At 74.8% G+C, this 21,320-nt stretch carries 20 protein-coding genes; 11 read left to right on the plus strand and 9 right to left on the minus strand.

The annotated features are described in order from the left end of the window. Positions 1-90: 90 nt before the first annotated feature. Together tal and tkt are read right to left on the minus strand one after the other, a co-directional pair. Complete coding sequence (gene tal / locus F1544_RS02940; RefSeq protein WP_167581886.1) at positions 91-1,212, minus strand: transaldolase; 1,122 nt, start codon at positions 1,210-1,212, stop codon at positions 91-93. A 142-nt stretch (positions 1,213-1,354) separates the two neighbouring features. Next, positions 1,355-3,448, minus strand: coding sequence for a transketolase (gene tkt / locus F1544_RS02945; protein WP_167581888.1), 2,094 nt, complete (start codon positions 3,446-3,448; stop codon positions 1,355-1,357). A gap of 400 nt (positions 3,449-3,848) precedes the next feature. On the opposite strand from tkt, the gene F1544_RS02950 reads away from it, so the two are divergent. After that, positions 3,849-4,874: a heme o synthase gene (locus tag F1544_RS02950; protein ID WP_308469849.1), complete on the plus strand. Its 1,026-nt coding sequence runs from the start codon at positions 3,849-3,851 to the stop codon at positions 4,872-4,874. A 279-nt stretch (positions 4,875-5,153) separates the two neighbouring features. Here the strand turns inward: F1544_RS02950 and F1544_RS02955 are convergent, their stop codons facing one another. The 3 genes from F1544_RS02955 to F1544_RS02965 all read right to left on the minus strand — a co-directional run bounded on the left by F1544_RS02955 (position 5,154) and on the right by F1544_RS02965 (position 7,945). Continuing rightward, positions 5,154-6,062, minus strand: a complete 909-nt coding sequence (locus F1544_RS02955) for a COX15/CtaA family protein (RefSeq protein ID WP_167581973.1) — start codon at positions 6,060-6,062, stop codon at positions 5,154-5,156. A 129-nt stretch (positions 6,063-6,191) separates the two neighbouring features. Next, entirely contained in the window at positions 6,192-6,998 is an 807-nt protein-coding gene (locus F1544_RS02960) for an ABC transporter permease (RefSeq protein ID WP_308469850.1), read from the minus strand. Then, positions 6,995-7,945 (minus strand): ABC transporter ATP-binding protein, encoded by a 951-nt coding sequence (locus tag F1544_RS02965; RefSeq protein WP_167581892.1) that lies wholly within the window; start codon positions 7,943-7,945, stop codon positions 6,995-6,997. Before F1544_RS02965 ends, F1544_RS02960 begins: the two co-directional genes overlap by 4 nt. Positions 7,946-8,071: 126 nt before the next feature. Between F1544_RS02965 and F1544_RS02970 the strand changes: the two genes are divergently transcribed. From F1544_RS02970 to F1544_RS03005, 8 genes are all read left to right on the plus strand, one after another. Continuing rightward, on the plus strand, positions 8,072-8,842 hold the full coding sequence (locus tag F1544_RS02970) for a helix-turn-helix transcriptional regulator (RefSeq protein WP_308469851.1): 771 nt from the start codon (positions 8,072-8,074) through the stop codon (positions 8,840-8,842). Between the two features lie 62 nt (positions 8,843-8,904). Further along, positions 8,905-10,284, plus strand: coding sequence for a Fe-S cluster assembly protein SufB (gene sufB, locus F1544_RS02975; RefSeq protein ID WP_167581979.1), 1,380 nt, complete (start codon positions 8,905-8,907; stop codon positions 10,282-10,284). Next, entirely contained in the window at positions 10,284-11,576 is a 1,293-nt protein-coding gene (gene sufD, locus F1544_RS02980) for a Fe-S cluster assembly protein SufD (protein WP_167581894.1), read from the plus strand. The genes sufB and sufD overlap by 1 nt, the downstream gene beginning before the upstream one ends. Beyond that, entirely contained in the window at positions 11,576-12,334 is a 759-nt protein-coding gene (sufC, locus tag F1544_RS02985; RefSeq protein WP_167581896.1) for a Fe-S cluster assembly ATPase SufC, read from the plus strand. Before sufD ends, sufC begins: the two co-directional genes overlap by 1 nt. A gap of 10 nt (positions 12,335-12,344) precedes the next feature. Next, entirely contained in the window at positions 12,345-12,701 is a 357-nt protein-coding gene (locus F1544_RS02990) for a metal-sulfur cluster assembly factor (protein WP_167581898.1), read from the plus strand. 95 nt (positions 12,702-12,796) lie between these two features. Next, positions 12,797-13,999: an FAD-binding domain-containing protein gene (locus tag F1544_RS02995; protein ID WP_167581900.1), complete on the plus strand. Its 1,203-nt coding sequence runs from the start codon at positions 12,797-12,799 to the stop codon at positions 13,997-13,999. Between the two features lie 164 nt (positions 14,000-14,163). Further along, positions 14,164-15,270, plus strand: coding sequence for a GGDEF domain-containing protein (locus F1544_RS03000; protein WP_167581902.1), 1,107 nt, complete (start codon positions 14,164-14,166; stop codon positions 15,268-15,270). A gap of 47 nt (positions 15,271-15,317) precedes the next feature. After that, entirely contained in the window at positions 15,318-16,232 is a 915-nt protein-coding gene (locus tag F1544_RS03005) for a hypothetical protein (protein WP_167581903.1), read from the plus strand. A gap of 20 nt (positions 16,233-16,252) precedes the next feature. Here F1544_RS03005 and F1544_RS03010 read toward each other — a convergent pair whose 3' ends face one another. The 3 genes from F1544_RS03010 to F1544_RS03020 are packed head-to-tail and all read right to left on the minus strand — an operon-like array spanning position 16,253 to position 18,256. Beyond that, positions 16,253-16,912: a CbiQ family ECF transporter T component gene (locus tag F1544_RS03010; protein WP_208971156.1), complete on the minus strand. Its 660-nt coding sequence runs from the start codon at positions 16,910-16,912 to the stop codon at positions 16,253-16,255. After that, on the minus strand, positions 16,909-17,586 hold the full coding sequence (locus tag F1544_RS03015; RefSeq protein ID WP_167581905.1) for an energy-coupling factor ABC transporter ATP-binding protein: 678 nt from the start codon (positions 17,584-17,586) through the stop codon (positions 16,909-16,911). Before F1544_RS03015 ends, F1544_RS03010 begins: the two co-directional genes overlap by 4 nt. A 13-nt stretch (positions 17,587-17,599) precedes the next feature. Beyond that, positions 17,600-18,256, minus strand: a complete 657-nt coding sequence (locus F1544_RS03020) for a biotin transporter BioY (protein ID WP_167581907.1) — start codon at positions 18,254-18,256, stop codon at positions 17,600-17,602. Between the two features lie 141 nt (positions 18,257-18,397). On the opposite strand from F1544_RS03020, the gene abc-f reads away from it, so the two are divergent. After that, positions 18,398-19,948, plus strand: coding sequence for a ribosomal protection-like ABC-F family protein (abc-f, locus tag F1544_RS03025; protein ID WP_208971215.1), 1,551 nt, complete (start codon positions 18,398-18,400; stop codon positions 19,946-19,948). Between the two features lie 104 nt (positions 19,949-20,052). Further along, positions 20,053-20,271, plus strand: a complete 219-nt coding sequence (locus tag F1544_RS03030; RefSeq protein WP_167581911.1) for a helix-turn-helix domain-containing protein — start codon at positions 20,053-20,055, stop codon at positions 20,269-20,271. Between the two features lie 52 nt (positions 20,272-20,323). Here the strand turns inward: F1544_RS03030 and F1544_RS03035 are convergent, their stop codons facing one another. Beyond that, positions 20,324-21,076, minus strand: coding sequence for an SDR family oxidoreductase (locus F1544_RS03035; RefSeq protein ID WP_167581913.1), 753 nt, complete (start codon positions 21,074-21,076; stop codon positions 20,324-20,326). Positions 21,077-21,320: the final 244 nt, after the last annotated feature.

Below are 21,320 nucleotides of genomic sequence, written 5' to 3' on the forward strand. Positions count from 1 at the left end.
CTCGTCGTGCGGGGGCCGGGCTCGTCCCGGCCGCGAGGCGCGGCCCCGCGGCGGCCGCAGCCGCCGCGGGAACGCGCACCTCGGGGTGGATCACGCCTCGACCTGGGTCTTCACACGCTCGAGCTCGTCGGTCACGGTCTGCAGCAGCTCGCCCCAGGACGCCTCGAACTTCGACACGCCCTCCTTCTCCAGCACCTCGGTGACCTCGGTGTAGGAGACGCCGAGGCGCTCGAGGTCGTCGAGGACCTGCTTCGACTCGCCGTAGGAGCCGCGGATGGTGTCGCCCGTGACCTCGGCGTGGTCCATCGTCGCGTCCAGCGTCTTGCCGGGCATGGTGTTCACCGTGTTCGGCGCGACCAGCTCGGTGACGTACAGGGTGTCGGGGAGCTTCGGGTCCTTGACGCCGGTGGACGCCCACAGCGGGCGCTGCGCCTTGGCGCCGGACTCCGCCAGCACCTGCCAGCGCGGGGTGGAGAAGACCTCCTCGTAGGCCTGGTAGGCCAGGCGCGCGTTGGCGATGCCGGCCTTGGAGCGCAACGAGGTGGCCTCCTCGGTCTCCAGCGCGTCGAGGCGCTTGTCGACCTCGGTGTCCACGCGGGAGACGAAGAACGACGCGACGCTCTCGATGAGCGAGATGTCGTGGCCGTTCTGCTTGGCCTGCTCCAGGCCCGTGAGGAACGCCTGCATGACGGCGCGGTAGCGGTCGAGGGAGAAGATCAGCGTCACGTTGACGCTGATGCCCTCGGACAGCGCGGTGCTGATGGCGCCGAGGCCCTCGACCGTCGCGGGGATCTTGATGTACATGTTGGGCCGGTCGACGGCCTTCCAGAGCTTGCGCGCCGACTCCTCGGTGCCCGCGGTGTCGTGCGCGAGGCGCGGGTCGACCTCGAGGGACACGCGGCCGTCGAGGCGGTCGGTGCGGTCGTAGACCGGGCGCAGGAGGTCCGCGGCGTGGCGGACGTCGGCGGTCGTGATCTGGAAGACGGCCTCGTCGACGTCGACGCCCGCGGCGACGAGCTCCTTGACCTGGTCGGTGTAGGCGTCGCCCTTGGCGAGCGCGCTCGCGAAGATCGTCGGGTTGGTCGTGATGCCGAGGACACCCTCGTCCACGAGCCGCTGCAGCTCGCCCGAGTTGATGAGCTCGCGGGACAGGTCGTCCAGCCAGACCGACACCCCGTGCTGCGAGAGCTCCGCCAGGTTGCTGTTCGTCATGTGCTTCTCCGTCTCCTCGTCCGTGGATCCGCCCGCGGTCGGCGGGCGGGGGCGCCGAGACGGCGCCCCGTGCTGCTGGCGCCCGGAGGCGCCGGAGGACGGGTCCCGGACCGCAGGGCGCGGTCCGGGACCCGTCCGTGGGTCACTGCAGGCCGGCGAGGCTCTCCTTGGCGGCGGTCACGACGGCTTCGTCCGTCAGGCCGAACTCGCGGTAGAGGTCCTGGTAGTCGGCCGAGGCACCGAAGTGCTCGAGGCTGACGATCCGCCCGGCGTCGCCGGTCAGGTCGTGCCAGCTCTGCGCGATGCCGGCCTCGACCGCGACGCGCGCCTTGACCTGCGGGAGCAGGACGGTGTCGCGGTAGGACTGCGGCTGCTCGTCGAACCACTCGCGGCACGGCATGGAGACGACGCGCGTGGGCACGCCCTCCTCCTCGAGGCGGGCGGCGGCCGCGACGGCGATCTGCGTCTCGGAGCCGGTGCCGATGAGGATGACCTGCGGGGTGGCGGCCGACGCCTCGACGAGGACGTACCCGCCCTTGGCGACGCCGTCCGCGGCGCCCCAGCCGGGCTGCGAGCGGTCGAAGGTCGGCAGGTTCTGGCGGCTCAGCGCCAGGCCCGCGGGACGGTCGGTGTGCTCGAGGATCGTCCGCCACGCCCACGCGGTCTCGTTCGCGTCACCGGGGCGCACGACGTCGAGGCCGGGGATGGCGCGCAGCGCCGAGAGGTGCTCGATGGGCTGGTGCGTCGGACCGTCCTCGCCCAGACCGATCGAGTCGTGCGTCCACACGTACGTGACCGGCAGCTGCATGATCGCGGCGAGCCGGACCGAGGGACGCATGTAGTCGCTGAAGACGAGGAACGTGCCGCCGTAGGGGCGCGTCCCGCCGTGCAGCGCGATGCCGTTGAGGATCGCGCCCATGGCGTGCTCGCGGATCCCGAAGTGCAGGGTGCGCCCGTACGGGCTGCCCTGCCACGTCTTCGTCTGGCGGCTCTCGGGCAGGAAGCTCGGCTCGCCCTTCATCGAGGTGAGGTTGGACTCCGCGAGGTCCGCGGAACCGCCCCACAGCTCGGGCAGCGTCGAGGCGAGGGCGTTCAGGACCTCGCCGGAAGCCTTGCGGCTGGCGATCGAGGTGCCCGCCTCGAACGTCGGCAGCGCCGACGTCCAGCCCTCGGGCAGCGTGCGGGTGGAGATGCGGTCGAACAGCCCACCGCGCTCGCCGGCGCCGCTGCGCCACGCGTCGAAGCGGGTCGTCCACGACTCGTGCAGGGTGCGGCCGCGCTCACGGGCGCCGCGCACGTGGGCCAGGACGTCGTCGTCGACCTGGAAGGTCTGCTCCGGGTCGAAGCCCATGACCTCCTTGGTCGCGCGGACCTCGGACTCGCCCAGCGCGGAGCCGTGCGACTTGCCGGTGTTGTGCGCGTTCGGGGCCGGCCACGCGATGAGCGTGCGCAGGATGACGATGGACGGGCGCCCGGTCTCCTCCTTGGCCGCCTCGAGCGCCTCGTGCAGGCCCGCGACGTCCTCGGTGTAGGGGCCCTCGCCACCGTTGGTCCAGTCGATGGTCTGCACGTGCCAGCCGTACGCCTCGTAGCGCTTGCCGGTGTCCTCGGCCAGGGCGATGGCCGTGTCGTCCTCGATGGAGATGTGGTTGGCGTCGTAGATGACGACGAGGTTGCCGAGCTCCTGCACGCCCGCGATGGACGACGCCTCGGAGGACACGCCCTCCTGGATGTCGCCGTCGGAGGCCAGCACCCAGATGGTGTGGTCGAACGGGCTGGTCCCGGGGGCTGCCTCGGGGTCGAACAGGCCGCGCTCGCGGCGGGCCGCCATGGCCATGCCGACGGCGGAGGAGATGCCCTGGCCCAGCGGGCCGGTGGTCATCTCGACGCCGGCCAGGTGACCGTGCTCGGGGTGGCCGGGGGTCTTCGAGCCCCACTTGCGCAGCGCCTTGAGGTCGTCCAGCTCGAGGCCGTACCCGGCCATGTAGAGCTGGATGTACAGCGTCAGGCTGGAGTGCCCGCACGACAGCACGAAGCGGTCGCGGCCCGTCCAGTCCGGGTCGGCGGGGTCGTGCTGGATCATCTTCTGGAACAGCAGGTACGCCACGGGGGCCAGGCTCATGGCCGTCCCCGGGTGTCCGTTGCCCGATCGTTGGACCGCGTCCATGGCGAGGACCCTGACGGTGTCCACCGCCCGGTCGTCCAGGTCGCTCCACTCGAGGCTCTGCCGGCTCACGTGTCTCCTCCCGTGCGAACCAGGTAGCCGTCCAGCGCCGGGTCGGCGGTGGGTGGACCGGCCGTGGTCCGCTCTCTGTCTCCGTCGTCGCCCCGGGGCCCTCTGCCGGACCCTCGATGCCTCGGTCCGCCACGCCCCGTCGGGGGATGGCGGCGCGGAGGGTCTCTCGACCCGCCGTCACCGTGGCACCGTCGTCCGGGGCGTTCGTCCTGTGCGGCGAGCGGGGACGATCACGTGGTCGTCTCCGGATCACCGCGTGTCGAGCCTACTCGCAGCGGGTCCTTCCGCAGCTCGCGGTGGCGGCGCCCCGCTCGCGGCGCCGGGACGGCCCGGTCAACGACAAGTGGTAGGAGCGGCGTAGAGTCGGGGATGCCCGATGTCGCCTCGCCCTGAGGACACTGTGACTGTCGTCGACCCGCGTCCTTCGGACGCCACCGCGCACGCGCGACCCCGCTGGGGGCTCGGCCGCCGCGGGGGACGTCAGCGTCCTCCCCGCTTCCCGAAGCTCGCCGCCTTCGTCTCGCTGACGAAGCCCCGCATCATCGAGCTCCTGCTCGTCACGACGATCCCGGTCATGCTCTTCGCGGCCGGCGGTCTGCCGTCCCCGCTGCTGCTGGTGACCACCTTCGTCGGCGGGGCGCTCGCCGCGGGCTGCGCGAACACCCTGAACTGCTACTTCGACCGCGACATCGACGCGCTGATGAAGCGCACCGAGGGCCGCCCGCTGGTGACCGGTGAGGTGACGCCGCGGCAGGCGCTGCTCTTCGCGGTCGCGCTGGGCGCGGCGTCGGTGGCGGTCTTCCTCACCTTCGTCAACGCCCTCTCGGCCGTGCTCGCGCTGGCGGCGATCGCGCTCTACATCGTGGGCTACACGCTGCTGCTCAAGCGCCGGACGTCGCAGAACATCGTCTGGGGCGGCGTCGCCGGCTGCATGCAGGTCCTCATCGGCTGGACCGCCGTGCGCGGGCAGCTGGACTGGGCGCCGTTCGTGCTCTTCGGCGTCATCTTCCTCTGGACGCCGCCGCACTACTGGCCGCTCTCGGTGCGCTACCGCGAGGACTACGCCAACGCGGGCGTCCCGATGCTGCCGGTCGTGGCCAAGCCGACGACGGTGGCGCGCCAGATCGTCGCCTACACGTGGGCGATGGTGGCCTGCTCGCTGCTGCTCGTCCCCGTCGGCGGGGCCGGGATGGTCTACCTGGTCGCGGCCGTCGTCCTCGGGGTCGGCTTCCTGGCCCAGACCTACGGCCTGCTGCGGCGCACCCGCCGCTTCGAGGCGGCCACGGGCGGCCGCGACGCCGGCACCCTGGAGCAGCTGAAGGCGATCAGCCCCATGGGCGTCTTCCACGGCTCCATCACCTACCTGACGCTGCTGTCGGTGGCCGTGGCCGTCGACCCGTTCCTGCGGATCGCCTGGCCCTTCTGAGCGCTCAGCACCGCACACGACGACGCCCCCTCGACCGGTCCGGTCGAGGGGGCGTCGTCGTGTGCGGGGGAGGGTCGCGGGGGAGGAGCCGGGTCCGGACGTCGTCGTCGCGGTGGTGACCGGCAGCACTCGGGGTGGCGCACGGGTAGGGGAGCTGACCGCGGGCCCGCCGGGTTCCCCCGGCTCGCACCACCACGGGTCCACGCGGCCGTGGACGCGGTCGGGGAGGCGGGGGAGCGGTCACCCGGGCCGGCCCTGCGGCCGCCCCGGCGGTCGTCGTCAGGCGGTGGCGGCGGCGGGCACCGGCGGCGCGGCGACCTCGGTGCGCGGCGCGGTCAGCGCGCACAGCAGCCGCACCTGGAGCACGACGAGCAGGCAGGCCATGCCCATGTGGATCGCGACGAGGACCCAGGGCAGGTCGGTGAAGTACTGCGTGTAGCCCACGACGCCCTGGAGCAGGGTCGCGGCGAGCAGCTGCAGGGAGGCGCGGCGGGCGGCGCGCGGGGCGGCCGTGGCGCGCAGCGCGACGACGATCCCGACGAGCAGGCCGACGTAGGCCATCACCAGGTCGGCGTGCAGCCAGCTGACCGCCTGCGGGTCGAGGCCGAAGCGGGCGGGCTCGTCGGCGTCGCCGGAGTGCGGACCGGAGCCCGTGACGACGGTGCCGACGACGACGACGCCGTAGAGGAGCACCGCGGCCAGCCAGGCGCCGCCGCGGACCTCGCGGCGCACCACGGGCGTGCGCGGGCCGGAGACCTCGCGCCCGCGCCGCCACAGGATCGTCGAGGCGGTCACCAGGAGCATGGAGACGAGGAAGTGCGTCATGACGTAGCCCGGGGCGAGCTCCATGTGCACCGTGATGCCGCCGATGACCGCCTGGGCGAGGATCCCGAAGATCACGAGGCCCACGTAGGGCAGCAGGTCGCGGCGGCGGCTGCGCCAGACGGCGATCAGGCAGGCCAGCGCGATGACGCCGACGAGCCCGGTGAGCGTGCGGTTGCCGAACTCGATCCACTTGTGGAAGCCCTGCTCCTGCTGCACCACGGGCACGTAGGAGCCGGGCACGCACTGCGGCCAGGTCGGGCACCCGAGCCCGGAGCCGGTCAGCCGGACGACGCCGCCGGTGACGACGATGAGGCACTCCGCCACGACGTTCAGCAGCAGGACGCCGGAGCCCCAGCGGGGCAGGGCGGCGCGCGGCGCGCGGGCGGGGCGGGCGTTCGTGGTGGTGCTGCGGCCGACGGTGACGCTCACGCGTCCATGGTAGGTCGCGCCCCGCAAGGGACCCGGTCCGCGGGCGCGCTCACGGGTGTGACATCACTCCCAGCGGAACCAGCGCGAGCACGCGGCGGTCGCGACGGCGGCCCAGACGGCCAGGACGACGAGCGGCCCGGCGGCGACCGTGCCGCCGGCGAGCGCGGAGCGCAGCGCGCCGCCCAGCGCGCCCGAGGGCAGCAGGTCCGTGACGCGCGCGATCGGCGACGGCAGCACGAGACCGCCGCCGGCCAGCAGCAGCACCCAGACGAAGTTGGCCAGCGCGAGGGTGCCCTCGGCGCGCACGGTGCCGGCGAGCAGCAGCCCGAGGGAGGTGAAGGCCGCCACGCCGAGCAGGACGGCCGGCACGGCCGCGAGCACGCGCAGCGCCTCGGGGTGCCAGCCGACGGCCAGGGCCACGGCGCCCAGCACGACGACCTGCACGAGCACCAGGAGCAGCACCGCGAGGACCTTGCCCGCCAGCAGCCCGGAGCGCCCCAGGGGGGTCGTGGCGAGCAGCCGCAGCACGCCGTTGCGGCGGTCGAAGCCCGTGGCGATGGCCTGGCCCGTGAAGGCGGTCGACACCACGGCGACGGCGAGGACGCCGGCCAGCGCGAGGGACGGCCGGTCGCCCGTGCCGAGGTCGAGCGAGGTCGTGCGGGCGGCGGCGACCAGGACGATCACGGGCAGGACCAGCGTCAGCAGCAGCTGCTCGCCGTTGCGCAGCGCGATGCGCGCCTCGAACGACCCCTGCCGCAGGGTGCGGCGCCACCAGGGCGCGGCCCCGCCCGCGGGCGTCAGGTCCAGGGCGAGCGCGCTCGGGGCGGGCGGGCCGTCGGCGCGGGCGGCCAGGGACGCGCTACCGCTCACCGCAGGCTCCGGCCGGTGAGGTCGAGGAACACGTCCTCGAGGGTACGTCGCTGCGCGCCGAGCCCCTCGGGGAGGACGTCGTGGGTGGCGCACCAGGACGTGACGGTCGCGGCGACGCGCGGGTCGGCGGGGATGCCGAGGACCGCGTAGTGGCCGGGCTGGTCCTCCACGACGTCGGCGCCGACGGGCAGCGCGAGCCGCAGCGACTCCCGCGGCAGGCCGGGGCGGGCGACGAAGGTCAGGACGGCGGGCCCGCGGGTGAGGTCCGCCGGGGTGCCGCGGGCCACGACCCGGCCCGCGTCGATGACCACCACGTCGTCGGCGAGGCGCTCGGCCTCCTCCATGAGGTGGGTGGTCAGGACGACCGCGACGCCGCTGGCGCGGGCCTCGCGCACGACGTCCCACACCGCGAGGCGGGCCTGCGGGTCCAGGCCGGCGCTCGGCTCGTCGAGGAAGACCAGCTCGGGCCGCCCGACGAGGGCGCACGCCACGGCCAGGCGCTGGCGCTGCCCGCCGGAGAGGCGGCGCACGCGGGTGCGGGCGAAGGAGGTCAGCCCGAGGCGCTCGGCCAGCGCGTCGACGGGCAGGGGGTGCGTGTGCAGGCCCGCGACGTGGCGCAGGGCCTCGAGCGCGCCGACGCCGGTGGGGAGCCCGCCGTCCTGCAGCATGACGCCCACCCGCGGCCGCAGGGCCGCGGCGTCGGCGACCGGGTCCAGCCCGAGCACCTGCAGGCGGCCGCCGTCGGGGCGCTGCAGGCCCTCGCAGCAGGCGACGGTCGTCGTCTTGCCGGCCCCGTTGGGGCCCAGCAGCGCGGTGACGCGGCCGGGGGCGGCCTCGAAGCTCAGCCCGTCGAGGACCCGGGTGGCGCCGAAGGACTTGCGCAGGTCCTCGACGAGGACCGCGGGCGCCGTCGTGGCCTTGGCGAGGGAGGGGAGCGGGCTGGCCACGCCCGGAGTCTACGAGCCGCGGTAGTACCCGCCCGCCGTCGGCGGGGCCCCCGGTGTCGCCGCCTGCCCGAATTAGGTAACATGGACGTTGTGGAAATGGTGAGGGGAGCCTCACCTCGGCCGCCGGTGCACCCGGCCCCGGGGTCGGAGGAGCTGCGGACGCGCACCCGGCTGCGCACGGCCGTGGCCGAGCACGGCCCGGTGACCGCCGGTGCGCTCGCGAGCCGGCTGGGCCTGACCAGCGCCGCGGTGCGCCGCCACCTGGACGCCATGACCGCCGAGGGCGTCGTGGAGACCCGCGAGCCGAGCCCGGCGCAGCGCCGCGGCCGCGGCCGCCCGGCGCGGGAGTACGTCGTGTCCTCCGCGGGCCACGACACGCTGCCGGCGGGCTACGACGACCTGGCCCTGTCCGCGCTGGCCTACCTGGCCGAGGTGCAGGGCCCCGCGGCGGTGCAGGAGTTCGCCGAGCGCCGCCTCGCCGGCCTCGAGGAGCGCCTGGGCACCGCGGTGGCCGCGGCCGGCCCCGGCACGGAGGAGCGCGTGGCCGCCCTGGCCGCCGCGCTCACCGGCCAGGGCTACGCGGGCTCGGCCCGTCCCGTCGCCCGGGGAACAGCCTCGGAGGGCACCCAGTTGTGCCAGGGGCACTGCCCCGTGCGCCGCGCGGCGGAGGCCTTCCCCGAGCTGTGCGAGGCGGAGGCCAAGGTCTTCGAGCGGGTGCTGGGCACCCGGGTCCAGCGCCTCGCCACCCTGGCCCGCGGCGACCACGTCTGCACCACCTACGTGCCCTCCGACCACCCCCCACCGGGTGCGACGACGGGCAGCACGACCAGCACGAGCACGACCCTCGCCGGCACCACCGCGGGGACAGCGACGCCGACGGAAGGACGACGACGATGACCACCGAACTCACCCCCGAGCTCGTCACCCCCGACACCACGGGACCCGCCGAGCTGGAGGGCATGGACAAGTACCGCTTCGGCTGGGCCGACTCCGACGTCGCCGGTGCGGCCGCCAAGCGCGGCCTGTCCGAGGCGGTCGTGCGCGACATCTCGGCGAAGAAGTCCGAGCCCGAGTGGATGCTGGAGCTCCGGCTCAAGGCGCTGAAGATGTTCGGCCGCAAGCCCATGCCCGACTGGGGTTCCGACCTCACGGGCATCGACTTCGACAACATCAAGTACTTCGTGCGCTCGACGGAGAAGCAGGCCGCCACCTGGGACGACCTGCCCGCCGACATCAAGGAGACCTACGACCGCCTGGGCATCCCGGAGGCCGAGAAGCAGCGTCTCGTCTCCGGCGTCGCCGCCCAGTACGAGTCCGAGGTCGTGTACCACCAGATCCGGGAGGACCTCCAGGAGAAGGGGGTCATCTTCGTCGACACCGACACCGCCCTGCGCGAGCACGCGGACCTGTTCCGCGAGTACTTCGGCACCGTCATCCCCGCGGGCGACAACAAGTTCGCGGCGCTGAACTCCGCGGTGTGGTCCGGCGGGTCGTTCATCTACGTCCCCAAGGGCGTCCACGTCGACATCCCGCTGCAGGCCTACTTCCGGATCAACACCGAGAACATGGGCCAGTTCGAGCGGACGCTGATCATCGCCGACGAGGACTCCTACATCCACTACGTCGAGGGCTGCACGGCGCCGATCTACCAGAGCGACTCGCTGCACTCCGCGGTCGTGGAGATCATCGTCAAGAAGAACGCCCGCGTGCGGTACACGACCATCCAGAACTGGTCGAACAACGTCTACAACCTGGTCACCAAGCGCGCTACGGCCGCCGAGGGCGCGACCATGGAGTGGATCGACGGGAACATCGGCTCCAAGGTGACGATGAAGTACCCGGCGGTCTACCTGATGGGCGAGCACGCCAAGGGCGAGACGCTGTCGATCGCGATGGCCGGCGAGGGCCAGCACCAGGACGCCGGCGCGAAGATGGTCCACGCGGCGCCCTACACGGCGAGCTCGATCGTCTCCAAGTCGATCGCCCGCGGCGGTGGCCGCACGTCCTACCGCGGCCTGATCCAGGTCCTCGAGGGCGCGCACCACTCGGCGTCCACGGTGCGCTGCGACGCGCTGCTGGTCGACACGATCAGCCGCTCGGACACCTACCCCTACAACGACATCCGCGAGGACGACGTCGTCATGGGGCACGAGGCGACGGTCTCCCGCGTCAGCGAGGAGCAGCTGTTCTACCTCATGAGCCGCGGCATGGCCGAGGACGAGGCCATGGCCATGATCGTGCGCGGGTTCATCGAGCCCGTGGCGCGCGAGCTGCCCATGGAGTACGCGCTGGAGCTGAACCGCCTGATCGAGCTGCAGATGGAAGGGGCCGTCGGCTGATGACCGCCGTCGACGAGACGACCGATCCGAACCCGACGGACCCGGTGACCGAGACCCCGGCCAACGGTGCGCGGGCGCACAGCCACGGCGCCGGCACGGTGCCGGACGCGAGCCGCGCGGAGCGGGTGACGTCCTACGACGTCGCCGACTTCGCCGTGCCCCGCGGCCGCGAGGAGGAGTGGAAGTTCTCCCCGCTGAAGGTGCTCGCGCCGCTGTTCGCCGAGGCCGCGGCCGACGCGGACGAGACCGCGCACGTCGAGGTCTCCGGGCCGGACGCCGTGGAGCACCGCACCGGCACCCCCGCGGAGATCGGCGCCGGGGCTGGCTTCCGCCCGGGCGACCGCGCCGCGGCGGCCAGCTGGGCCGCGACCACGCAGGCCCACCTCGTGCGGATCCCCGCCGAGGCGGAGCTCGACGCGCCCGTGCTCGTCACGGTCCGCGGCGAGGCCGGTCGCACGACCTCCGGCCACCTGCTGATCGAGGCCGGCCACCACAGCAAGGGCCTCGTCGTGCTCGACCACGTCGGCGGCGGCGCCCACCGCGGCGGCGTGGAGGTGCGCGTCGGCGACGGCGCGCAGGTCACGGTCGTCTCCCTGCAGGAGTGGGACGACGACGCGATCCACGTCGGTCAGCACGACGTGCTGGTCGGGCGCGACGCGTTCGCCCGCCACATCGCCGTCAGCCTGGGCGGCAAGGCCGTCCGCATCTCGGCGAACCTGCGCTACGCGGGCCCCGGTGGGGACGCGCAGCTGCTCGGCGTCTACTTCGCCGACGCGGCCCAGCACCTGGAGCACCGCCAGTTCGTCGACCACGAGGCCACGAACTGCAAGAGCTACGTGGAGTACAAGGGCGCGCTGCAGGGCGAGGGCGCGCACGCCGTCTGGATCGGCGACGTGCTCATCCGCGCCGCCGCCGAGGGCACCGAGACCTACGAGCTGAACCGGAACCTGCTGCTGACCGACGGCGCGCGCGCCGACTCGGTGCCGAACCTCGAGATCGAGACCGGTGAGATCGTCGGCGCCGGTCACGCGAGCGCGACGGGACGCTTCGACGACGAGCAGCTGTTCTACCTGCAGTCGCGCGGCATGCCCGAGGCCGACGCACGCCGCCTGGTCGTGCGCGGCTTCTTCGCCGACATCATCGGCCGGATCGGCCTGCCGGACCTGGCCGAGCGCCTGATGGCGACGATCGAGACCGAGCTGGCCGCGACGATGCCCGGCGCGCACGACGCGCTGCAGGCCGTGGCGACCGGCACGAGCACCACGACGCAGACCACGACTGAGGAGAACTGATGGCCACCCTGGAGATCCGCGACCTGCACGTCACCGTGGCCGAGGCCGACGGCGGCGTGAAGGAGATCCTGCGCGGCGTCGACCTGACCATCCGCTCCGGTGAGGTCCACGCGATCATGGGCCCGAACGGGTCCGGCAAGTCCACCCTGGCGTACTCGATCGCCGGGCACCCCAAGTACACCGTCACGAGCGGTTCGGTCACGCTCGACGGCGAGGACGTCCTCGCGATGACCGTCGACGAGCGCGCCCGCGCGGGCCTCTTCCTGGCGATGCAGTACCCCGTCGAGGTCCCCGGCGTCACGGTGTCGAACTTCCTGCGCACCGCCAAGACCGCGGTCGACGGCGAGGCCCCCAAGCTGCGCACCTGGGTCAAGGACGTCAAGCAGGCGATGGACGACCTGCGCATGGACCCGACGTTCGCCGAGCGCAACGTCAACGAGAACTTCTCCGGCGGCGAGAAGAAGCGCCACGAGATCCTCCAGATGGAGCTGCTCAAGCCGAAGTTCGCCGTCCTCGACGAGACCGACTCCGGCCTCGACGTCGACGCGCTGAAGGTCGTCTCCGAGGGCGTCAACCGCTCGCTGGAGCGCACCGACGTCGGCGTGCTGCTGATCACGCACTACACGCGCATCCTGCGCTACATCAAGCCCCAGTTCGTCCACGTGTTCGTCGACGGCCGCGTCGCCGAGCAGGGTGGCCCCGAGCTGGCCGACGCGCTCGAGGAGTCCGGCTACGACCGGTTCCTCGCCAAGGCCTGAGGAGCCGAGCATGAGCGAGACGGAGACCCCCGCGGTCCAGGCACCGGCCGGCCCGACGCCCGCGGCGATCGCGGACATCGAGGAGGCGCTGAAGGACGTCGTCGACCCCGAGCTCGGGATCAACGTCGTCGACCTGGGCCTGATCTACGGCCTCAGCGTCACCGACGACAACGTCGTGACGATCGACATGACGCTCACGAGCGCGGCGTGCCCGCTCACCGACGTCATCGAGGACCAGACCCGCGAGGCCCTGCTGGACGTCGTGGCCGACCACCGCATCAACTGGGTGTGGATGCCGCCGTGGGGCCCCGAGAAGATCACCGACGACGGCAAGGAGCAGCTGCGCGCCCTCGGGTTCAACGTCTGACCCGATGACCGCCGCGGCGCACCGCCGCAGCACCGACGGCCCGTGGAGCACCCGCTCCGCGGGCCGTCGTGCGTCCGGCGGGGCACGATCACGGGGTGCCCCTGCTCCCGCCCCCGCCGGCCGACCGCGACGACTGCGTCGACTGGGTCCGCACCCACCTCGGGCACCTCGCCTGCGACGACGTCGCCGCGTCCCCCGTGCGCGGCGGGCAGTCCGCCGCCGACACCGCGCTGGCCACCCTCGACCTGACCGGCTACGCCGCGAAGCGCAACGAGGTGCTGCCCCGCACCCGGCGCGGCGCGACCCGGCTCTCGCCCTACATCCGCCACGGCCTGCTGCCGCTGCCGGCCGTGTGGGCGGCCGCCGCGGACGCCCCGCCGCGCGACCGCGCGAAGTTCCGCGACGAGCTGCTGTGGCAGGAGTACGCCCGCCACCTCTACGCCCGGGTCGGGGCCGCGAACGCCCAGCCGCTGCGCTTCGAGGCGCCCGTGCCCGCGACGCCGTGGACGCGCGAGCCGTGGCCGGAGGAGATGGCCTGCATGGCCGCGACGACGCAGGAGCTGCACGAGGACGGGTGGCTGGTGAACCAGACCCGGATGTGGCTGGCGTCGCAGTACTCCGTGCGGGCCGGCGGCGACTGGCGCGAGGGCGCGGTGGAGATGTACCGCCACCTCCTGGACGGCTCCGCTGCCGCCAACCGCCTCGGCTGGCAGTGGGCGGTCGGGACCGGGACCGGGAAGGTCTACGGGTTCAGCCGCTGGCAGGTGGAGAAGCGCGCCCCGGGGCTGTGCCGCTCGTGCGCGCTGCGCACGGCCTGCCCCGTCCAGGAGTGGCCCGACGCCGAGACCGGCCCGCGCGTCGAGCCGCCCGCCGGCCTCGCCGGTGGCCCTTCCGGCCCCGGGGGCGACCTGCAGGGCCCGGCCACCGTCGAGACCACGGGGGAGCCGGACACCGTGTGGCTGACCGCGGAGTCCCTCGGCGACACCGATCCCGCGCTGCTCGCCCACCCGGACCTGCCCGCCGTGTTCGTCCTCGACGAGCCGCTGCTGGCCCGGCTGCGCCTGTCCGGCAAGCGGCTGGTCTTCCTCTCGGAGACCCTCGCCGAGCTCGGGGTCGAGGTGCGCCGGGGCGACCCCGTCGAGGAGCTGCGGGGGCGTCGCCTGGCCGTCACGCACGCCCCCGTCCCCGGCTTCGCGCGCCGTGCCAGGAGCCTGGACGTCGTCGAGACCCACCCGTGGCCGTGGCTGCGCCGCCCCGGCAGCGGCTCGCTGCGCTCGTTCAGCGCCTGGGCGCGCTAGGACCCGCGGCCGGCACCGCGGCCGGGCGTTCAGCCGGGCCCCCCACCGGCCGATGATCCGTTGGTCCCCGCGGTCCACCAGCAGGCCGGGGGCGAGGCGAGAGGTCGGACGTGAACCCCCTGCGGCGTCGGCGCGCCGCGGCCCCCGACGGGAGGCCGCGGGCCGTGACGACCCCTCCTGCCCTGCGGGCCGCCCCGGCGCCCGCCCCGGGGGGCGCCGACCACCTGGCCGTGCGCGGGTCGCCCGCGAACCGGCGCTGGGACGGGCGGGCCACCGTCCTCATGGCCGCGCCCGGGTCGCTGGTGCTGCTCGGTCTCGCGCCCTTCGTGCCGGCGCACGGGCTCATGCTGCTGGCGGCCCTGGGCGCCGCCGTGGTGGCGGTCTGGGCCCACCTGACCCCGGTCGGGGCGCCCGCGTGGGTGCGGGCGGGGTACTCGGCGTTCGCCGCCGCGGTCCTCGTCGCGGGCACCGCGGCCGCGGAGTCGCTGCCGTCCCTCGACATCGGCTCGATCGCGCTCCTGTCGCCCGTGCTCGTCATCGCCATGACCCGCTCGCGCCGCGAGATCGTCCTGCAGCTGGCGTGGCAGCAGCTCGTGTGGGGCGGCTACCTGCTGAGCACGGGACCCGCGCAGCGCGCCGTCGTCGGGGTGGTCGTCAGCGCCAGCGTGCTGGGGCTCGTGGCGGGCTGCACCAGCTGGCTGCGGGGGCTGGTCGAGACCGCGCTGCGGGAGCTCACCGACAGCGCAGGCCGCGACCCGCTCACGGGCCTGCTGAACCGCCGCGGCCTCGCCGCGGCGCCGGCGGCCACGCCGTCCTGCTGGCTGCTGCTGCTCGACCTCGACCACTTCAAGCGCATCAACGACGAGCACGGCCACGCCGTCGGTGACGAGACGCTCGTCTGGTTCGCGGACCTGCTCAGCGCCGGCACGCGACCCGGCGAGGTCGCGGCCCGCATCGGCGGGGAGGAGTTCGTGCTGCGGCTGCCCGCCGGGGTCGACGCGGCCGCGCGCGCCGAGGAGCTGCGGGCCGCGGTGGCGTCGCCGTCGCAGGACCGCCCGGTGCCCGTGACCGTGAGCATCGGCGTCGCCGGCGGCGGGTGGGCGCAGCTGCCGGAGGTCCTGGCGGCCGCCGACGCCGCCCTGTACGCCGCCAAGCGGGCCGGACGCGACCGCGTCGTGCTGGCGCCCGCCGACGCCGGTGCCGCGGACACCGCCGACGTCACCGTCGCGGCGACCCCCGGGGAACGGCGCACCCACCGCGCCCGCCCCTGACCGTCGCCCTCGCGGAACGCGGCGCCCCCGGCGTGCGTCGGAGGGCGGTGACCGTCCCGCGCACCGTCGCCCGGGCCGCGCTGGTCGTGGCCGCCGTCTCCACCCTCGCGCTGCTCGCCGCCGCGTGCGGGCAGCCGGCGTCGGACCCGCGCCGGGCCGCTCCACCCGTCACCGCAGCGGACCCCGACCCCGGCCCGTTCGAGGTCTCCGGGTTCGTCCTGGAGGACGACAGCCACGGCCCCCAGCTGTGCCTCGGCGCCATCGCGATGTCCTCCCCGCCGCAGTGCGGCGGCCCCGACCTCCTGGGCTGGGACTTCGCGAGCCTCCCGGCCGGCTCCTACGACGAGGCGGCCGGCGCCCGCTTCGGCCCCTTCGTCGTCACGGGCGTCCTCGAGGGCGGGGCCGTCCGGCTCACCGCACCCGCCCGCCCCGGGCGGCTGGAGCCCGCCGACGTGGTGCCCGAGCGGTCCTTCGCCAGTCCCTGCCCACCGCCGGCGGGCGGGTGGACGGCGCCCGACCCGGCCCGCACGAGCGAGGAGGCGCTGCAGGCCGCGTCGGTGCGGGCGGAGCAGGTGGCGGGCTACGGCGAGCTGTGGATCGACCAGCTCGTCGACGAGGTCGACCTGACCGGCGACCTCGCGGGCGACCCGCTCCCGTTCGTCCTCGACGTCTCCACCGCGGGGGACCTCGCCGCGATGGAGGCCGCGGTGCGCGAGGTGTGGGGCGGCGCGCTGTGCGTGAGCGCCGTGCCGCGCTCGGCGGCCGAGCTGACCGCGCTGCGGGACCGGCTCGACGGCCCGAGCGCCCGACCCGGGACGGTGCAGGTCGACGTGGACGTGCCGGCGGGGCAGGTCGTCGTCACCGTCCTGCTGGCGGGTGCCGACGACCAGCGCCGCCTCGACGAGGAGTTCGGGCCGGGTTTCGTGCGCCTGCTGGGGCTCGCCCGCCCGCTCGGTGGCTGAGCGGCGCCGGCCGGACCGGCTCAGTCGTCGACGAGGCCGCGGGCCGCGAGCGCCTCGCTGACGGCGTGCGCGTGGGCGACCGTGCGCAGCACGGTGGGCACCAGCACGGCGCGCGGGTCGCGCGGCAGGCCGCGGGCCGCGGCCGCGGCGCGGGAGTCGACGAGCAGCCCCGCGACGACGGGGATGCTCGTGACGGCCAGCAGCAGCGCCAGGCCGATCCGGTCGGGGTCCACCCCGACCCGCCGCAGCGGCCGCAGGGCGCTCACCACGGCGTCCAGCAGCACCGGGACCGGCGTGGTGCCCGTGACGGTCGCGGCGGCCCACACGCAGCCGACCAGGGCCGCGACGACGGCGACGGCGTCCAGCGGGCCCGCCGTGGCCCACTGCACCGCCGCCAGCAGCACCAGGACGACCCAGAGCCGGCGCAGCTGACCGGCCAGGTACGCGGCCCCGAGGCCCGCGGCCAGCGCGACGGCGGCCACGCCCGCGCAGAGCAGGCCGAGCACCCCCAGGGCGGCGGGCGCGGGCGCCTGCGCCCGGGCGAGGCCGGCCGCGAGCCCCACGAGCGCGAGGCCGGCGAGCTTGGCACCGGGCCGCGCGCGGTGCAGCGCGGACGTGCCCCGGTGGTGGCGGCCCAGCAGCGGCGCGTCCGCGTCCAGGCCCCGGCGCGCGGTCCTCACGCGGGCACCGACGCCCGGTAGGCCGCCACGACCGCGGCGGCGGGCCCGTCGAGGCGGACCCGGCCGTCCTCGATCCACAGCGCCCGCTCGGTGCGGGCCGCGAGGTCGAGGTCGTGGGTGGCCAGGACGAGCTGCGCGGGCGCGGCGAGGAGCACGCCGGCCACCCGGCGGGCGTGGTGCAGGTCCAGCAGCGTCGTGGGCTCGTCGCACACCAGCACGGCGGGCTCGGTGGCCAGCACCGACGTCAGCGCCAGCAGCTGCCGCTGCCCCGACGAGAGCTCCCGCACGCTGCGGTCGGCGAGCCCCGCGAGGCCCTGCGCGGCCAGCAGCTCGCGCGCCCGCGCGTCGCGCGCGGCCCGCGGCACGCCCACCCGCCGCAGCGACAGCGCGACGTCCTCCACGGCCGTCGGCATGACCAGCTGCGCGTCCGGGTCGGTGAAGACGAAGCCCACGCGGCGGCGCACCGCGGCCAGGGCGTGCTCGGGCTCGTCGCCGTCGACCAGGACGCGCCCGCGCGAGGGCAGGACGAGGCCGTTGAGCAGCCGCAGCAGCGTCGACTTGCCCGAGCCGTTGGGGCCGACGAGCGCCACGGAGCGCTCGCACAGCTCCAGGGTCGCGGGGTGCAGCACGGCCCGGCCGCCGGCCAGGACCTCCACGGCCTCCAGGCGGATCACCGGCGGGCGGGCCTCAGCGGCCGAGGAGGCGCGGGAACGCCCGGTGCACGGGCACGGTGACGAGCACGGCCAGGACGAGCTTGACGAGGTCGCCCGGCAGGAAGCGCGCGCAGTACACCGCGGCCGCCCGCAGGCTCAGCGAGCCGTTCAGCGCCATGCCGGGGATCCCGCCCGCGTAGACGACGACGATCCCGCCCAGGGCGCAGGCCACCGCGAGCCCGGGCACGAGCGCGCGGCCGCCGCGGCGCACGACGGCGCGGGCCACGAGCCCGGTGACGAGCGCGGCGAGGGGGTAGGCGAGCAGGAACCCCGCGGAGGGACCGGCCAGGACGCCCAGCCCGCCGGCGCCGCCCGCGAACACGGGCAGCCCCGCGAGGCCCAGGACGAGGTAGACGCCGGCGGCCAGGGCGCCGCGCCAGGGGCCGAGCACCGCGCCGCACAGCATGATCCCGAAGGTCTGCAGCGTGACGGGGACGCCGGGGCCGCCCAGCGGCACGCCGCCGGCCAGGGCCAGCGCGGCGACGAGGGCGCCGAAGACCGCGACGAGCGCGAGGTCGGTGCTGCGGCTCGCGGGGCGCCGGACCCCCTGCCGCGGGTGCGGCGCCGGGGACTGCGCGGCCGCGCGCGCGGGGTGCGCGCGCAGGTCGGAGCGGCGGGAGAGGGGGGCCATGGGCGGCAACCTAGCGCGCGGACTCCACCCGCCCGCGCTCCCCGTAGAATCGGGTCACGTGATGCCCTGCCGCCCGACCTCTCCGCTGTCCTCGTGATCGTCGCGACCGACCTCGAACTGCGCGCCGGTGCCCGGCTGCTCATGCAGGACGTGACGTTCCGGGTGGCCGCGGGCGACCGCATCGGGCTCGTGGGCCGCAACGGCGCGGGCAAGACGACCCTGACGAAGGTGCTCGCGGGGGAGAACCCGCCCGCCGCCGGCACCGTCACCCGCACGGGCGAGATCGGCTACCTGCCGCAGGACCCGCGCGCCGGGGACCCGGAGATGCTCGCGCAGCACCGGATCCTCTCCGCCCGCGGCCTCGACGACATCATCGCCCGGCTGCGCAAGGCCGAGGTCGACATGGCCAGCGACGACGAGAAGGTCCGCGACCGGGCCATGGACCGCTACACCAAGCTCGACGCCCGCTTCGTGGCGCAGGGCGGCTACACGGCCGAGAGCGAGGCCGCGCGCATCTGCGCGAACCTCAACCTCCCGGAGCGGATCCTCGAGCAGCCCCTGAAGACGCTGTCCGGCGGGCAGCGCCGCCGCGTCGAGCTCGCCCGCATCCTGTTCTCCGACTCCGAGACCCTGCTGCTGGACGAGCCCACCAACCACCTCGACGCCGACTCGATCACCTGGCTGCGCGAGCACCTGCGCACCTACGCGGGCGGTCTCGTCGTCATCAGCCACGACGTGGAGCTGCTCGAGATCGTCGTGAACCGCGTGTTCCACCTGGACGCCAACCGCGCCGTCATCGACATCTACAACGTCGGCTGGAAGAACTACCAGAAGCAGCGCGAGACCGACGAGAAGCGCCGCGTGCGCGAGCGCGCCAACGCCGAGAAGAAGGCCGGGACGCTGCTCGCCCAGGCCGACAAGATGCGCGCCAAGGCCACCAAGGCCGTCGCCGCGCAGAACATGGCCAAGCGCGCCGAGAAGCTCGTCTCCGGCCTCGAGCAGGTGCGTCAGCAGGACAAGGTCGCGAAGCTGCGCTTCCCCAAGCCCGCGCCCTGCGGCAAGACCCCCCTGATGGCCGAGAGCCTGTCGAAGTCCTACGGCTCGCTGGAGATCTTCACCGGCGTCGACCTCGCCATCGACCGCGGCAGCCGCGTCGTCATCCTGGGCCTCAACGGCGCCGGGAAGACGACCCTGCTCCGGATGCTCGGCGGGGTCGAGCGCCCCGACACCGGCGAGGTCGTCAGCGGCCACGGCGCGAAGATCGGCTACTACGCCCAGGAGCACGAGACCCTGGACGTGGACCGCTCGGTCCTGGAGAACATGCGCTCCGCCTCCCCGGACCTCGACGACACCCGGGTCCGCACCGTCCTCGGATCGTTCCTGTTCTCCGGCGATGACGTCGACAAGCCGGCCGGGGTGCTCTCCGGCGGGGAGAAGACCCGGCTGGCGCTCGCGACCCTCGTCGTCTCCAGCGCCAACGTGCTGCTGCTGGACGAGCCGACGAACAACCTCGACCCGGCCAGCCGCGCCGAGATCCTCGACGCGCTGAAGCACTACGAGGGCGCGGTCGTCCTCGTCACCCACGACGAGGGGGCGGTGGAGGCCCTCTCGCCCGAGCGCGTGGTGCTGCTGCCCGACGGCGTGGAGGACCTCTGGAACGCCGGCTACGCGGAGCTGGTCTCGCTCGCCTGAGCGTTCGTCACGAGGTCGTGATCTGGTCGGGTCCCGTTCGAGTGGCCGAGCGCTGCGTGGGTAGTGACCATGGGACAGGCCGGACGACGTTGAGGAGGTCCGCTGTGACCGACACGGCGAAGAGAGGCACCCGCTTGAGCGGTGCCGAGCGTGAGCAGCTCGCGGGCGAGCTGTCCAAGGGGTACGCGGAGGGCAAGAGCATCCGCGCACTGGCTGAGGAGTCGGGACGGTCCTACGGGTTCGTGCACCGCATCCTCAGCGAGAGCGAGGTCTCCCTGCGCAGCAGAGGGGGAGCCACGCGCGGGCGCGCCCGCCAGAGCTGAGGCGGCCGCCGGTCCCCGCGGGACCGCCGTCCGTCGCGGTGGCGTCGACCGTTCAGAGAGAGCGGTCGGCGCCACCGTCCACGCTCAGCCCCACCCCGGTGATGTAGGACCCGGCGGGGGACAGCAGGAAGATCGCGGCGCGGGCGAACTCGTCGGGCAGCCCCAGCCGCCGCAGCGGGATGTGGTCGGTGACCTCCGGGCCGGCCTCGGCCGCGGGCTCCAGCTCCAGGGGCGACTCCACCTCGAGGTGCCCGGCCAGCACGGTGTTCACCCGCACGCCCCGCGGCCCCAGCTCGTCGGCGAGGGTCTTGGCCGCCATCGCGAGCCCGGGCCGCAGCCCGTTGGCGACACCCGCGCCCTCCACGGGGGAGCGCACCGGGCCCGTCAGCAGCATCACCACCGACGCGCCCTCCGCCGTCGCGGCCTTCGCCACGGAGCGCGCGAGGCGCAGCGGGCCGAGCAGCCCCGCCTCGAAGGCCTCGCGCCAGGACGTGTCCGGCGCGTCGAGCACCGAGGAGGACGGGGGCGTCCCGCACGAGACGACGGCGCCGTCGAGGCGGCCGAAGCGGGCGTTGGCCGCGGCGACCAGGCGGGTCTCGGTGCCGGGGTCGGAGATGTCCCCGGGGACCAGCAGCATCCGCGACGGGTCACCGATGCTGGAGGCCACCGAGGTGAGGTCGTCGCCGTCGGCCGCGCAAAGGACGAGCAGCGCCCCCTCGTCCGCCAGGCCGCGCGCGCACGCCAGCCCGAGACCCGTCGACGCCCCGGAGACGATGTACACGCGGTCGGTCAGGCCCAGGTCCATGGGGACCATTGTTGCCTAGAGTGTCCGGAGGTTCGCACTGCATCACCGCCTTGACCCGAACGGGCGAACGCCGACGGGTGCAGGGGCGTCCACCGAGCGGTGCTCTCGTCAGGCCGACCGCGACGCCGACCGCTGAGGGGCCGGGGTCAGCGCCCGCCCTGCAGCTCGCCGTCGAGGGCGGCGTCCTCGGCCTCCTCGTCGCTGCCGGGGCGCGGCGGGCCGCCCCGCCCGCGCGGGCGCCGGC

It is taken from the genome of Kineococcus rubinsiae (genome assembly GCF_011839805.1).
GTDB lineage: Bacteria > Actinomycetota > Actinomycetes > Actinomycetales > Kineococcaceae > Kineococcus > Kineococcus rubinsiae.

What these genes read in the sequence shown, in the direction of transcription:
- tal (WP_167581886.1), bottom strand. Translation starts at nt 1,212, where the DNA reads ATGACGAACAGCAACCTGGCGGAGCTCTCGCAGCACGGGGTGTCGGTC.
- sufB (WP_167581979.1), top strand. Translation starts at nt 8,905, where the DNA reads ATGGACAAGTACCGCTTCGGCTGGGCCGACTCCGACGTCGCCGGTGCG.
- sufD (WP_167581894.1), top strand. Translation starts at nt 10,284, where the DNA reads ATGACCGCCGTCGACGAGACGACCGATCCGAACCCGACGGACCCGGTG.
- sufC (WP_167581896.1), top strand. Translation starts at nt 11,576, where the DNA reads ATGGCCACCCTGGAGATCCGCGACCTGCACGTCACCGTGGCCGAGGCC.
- F1544_RS02990 (WP_167581898.1), top strand. Translation starts at nt 12,345, where the DNA reads ATGAGCGAGACGGAGACCCCCGCGGTCCAGGCACCGGCCGGCCCGACG.
- F1544_RS03020 (WP_167581907.1), bottom strand. Translation starts at nt 18,256, where the DNA reads ATGGCCCCCCTCTCCCGCCGCTCCGACCTGCGCGCGCACCCCGCGCGC.
- abc-f (WP_208971215.1), top strand. Translation starts at nt 18,398, where the DNA reads ATGCAGGACGTGACGTTCCGGGTGGCCGCGGGCGACCGCATCGGGCTC.
- F1544_RS03035 (WP_167581913.1), bottom strand. Translation starts at nt 21,076, where the DNA reads ATGGACCTGGGCCTGACCGACCGCGTGTACATCGTCTCCGGGGCGTCG.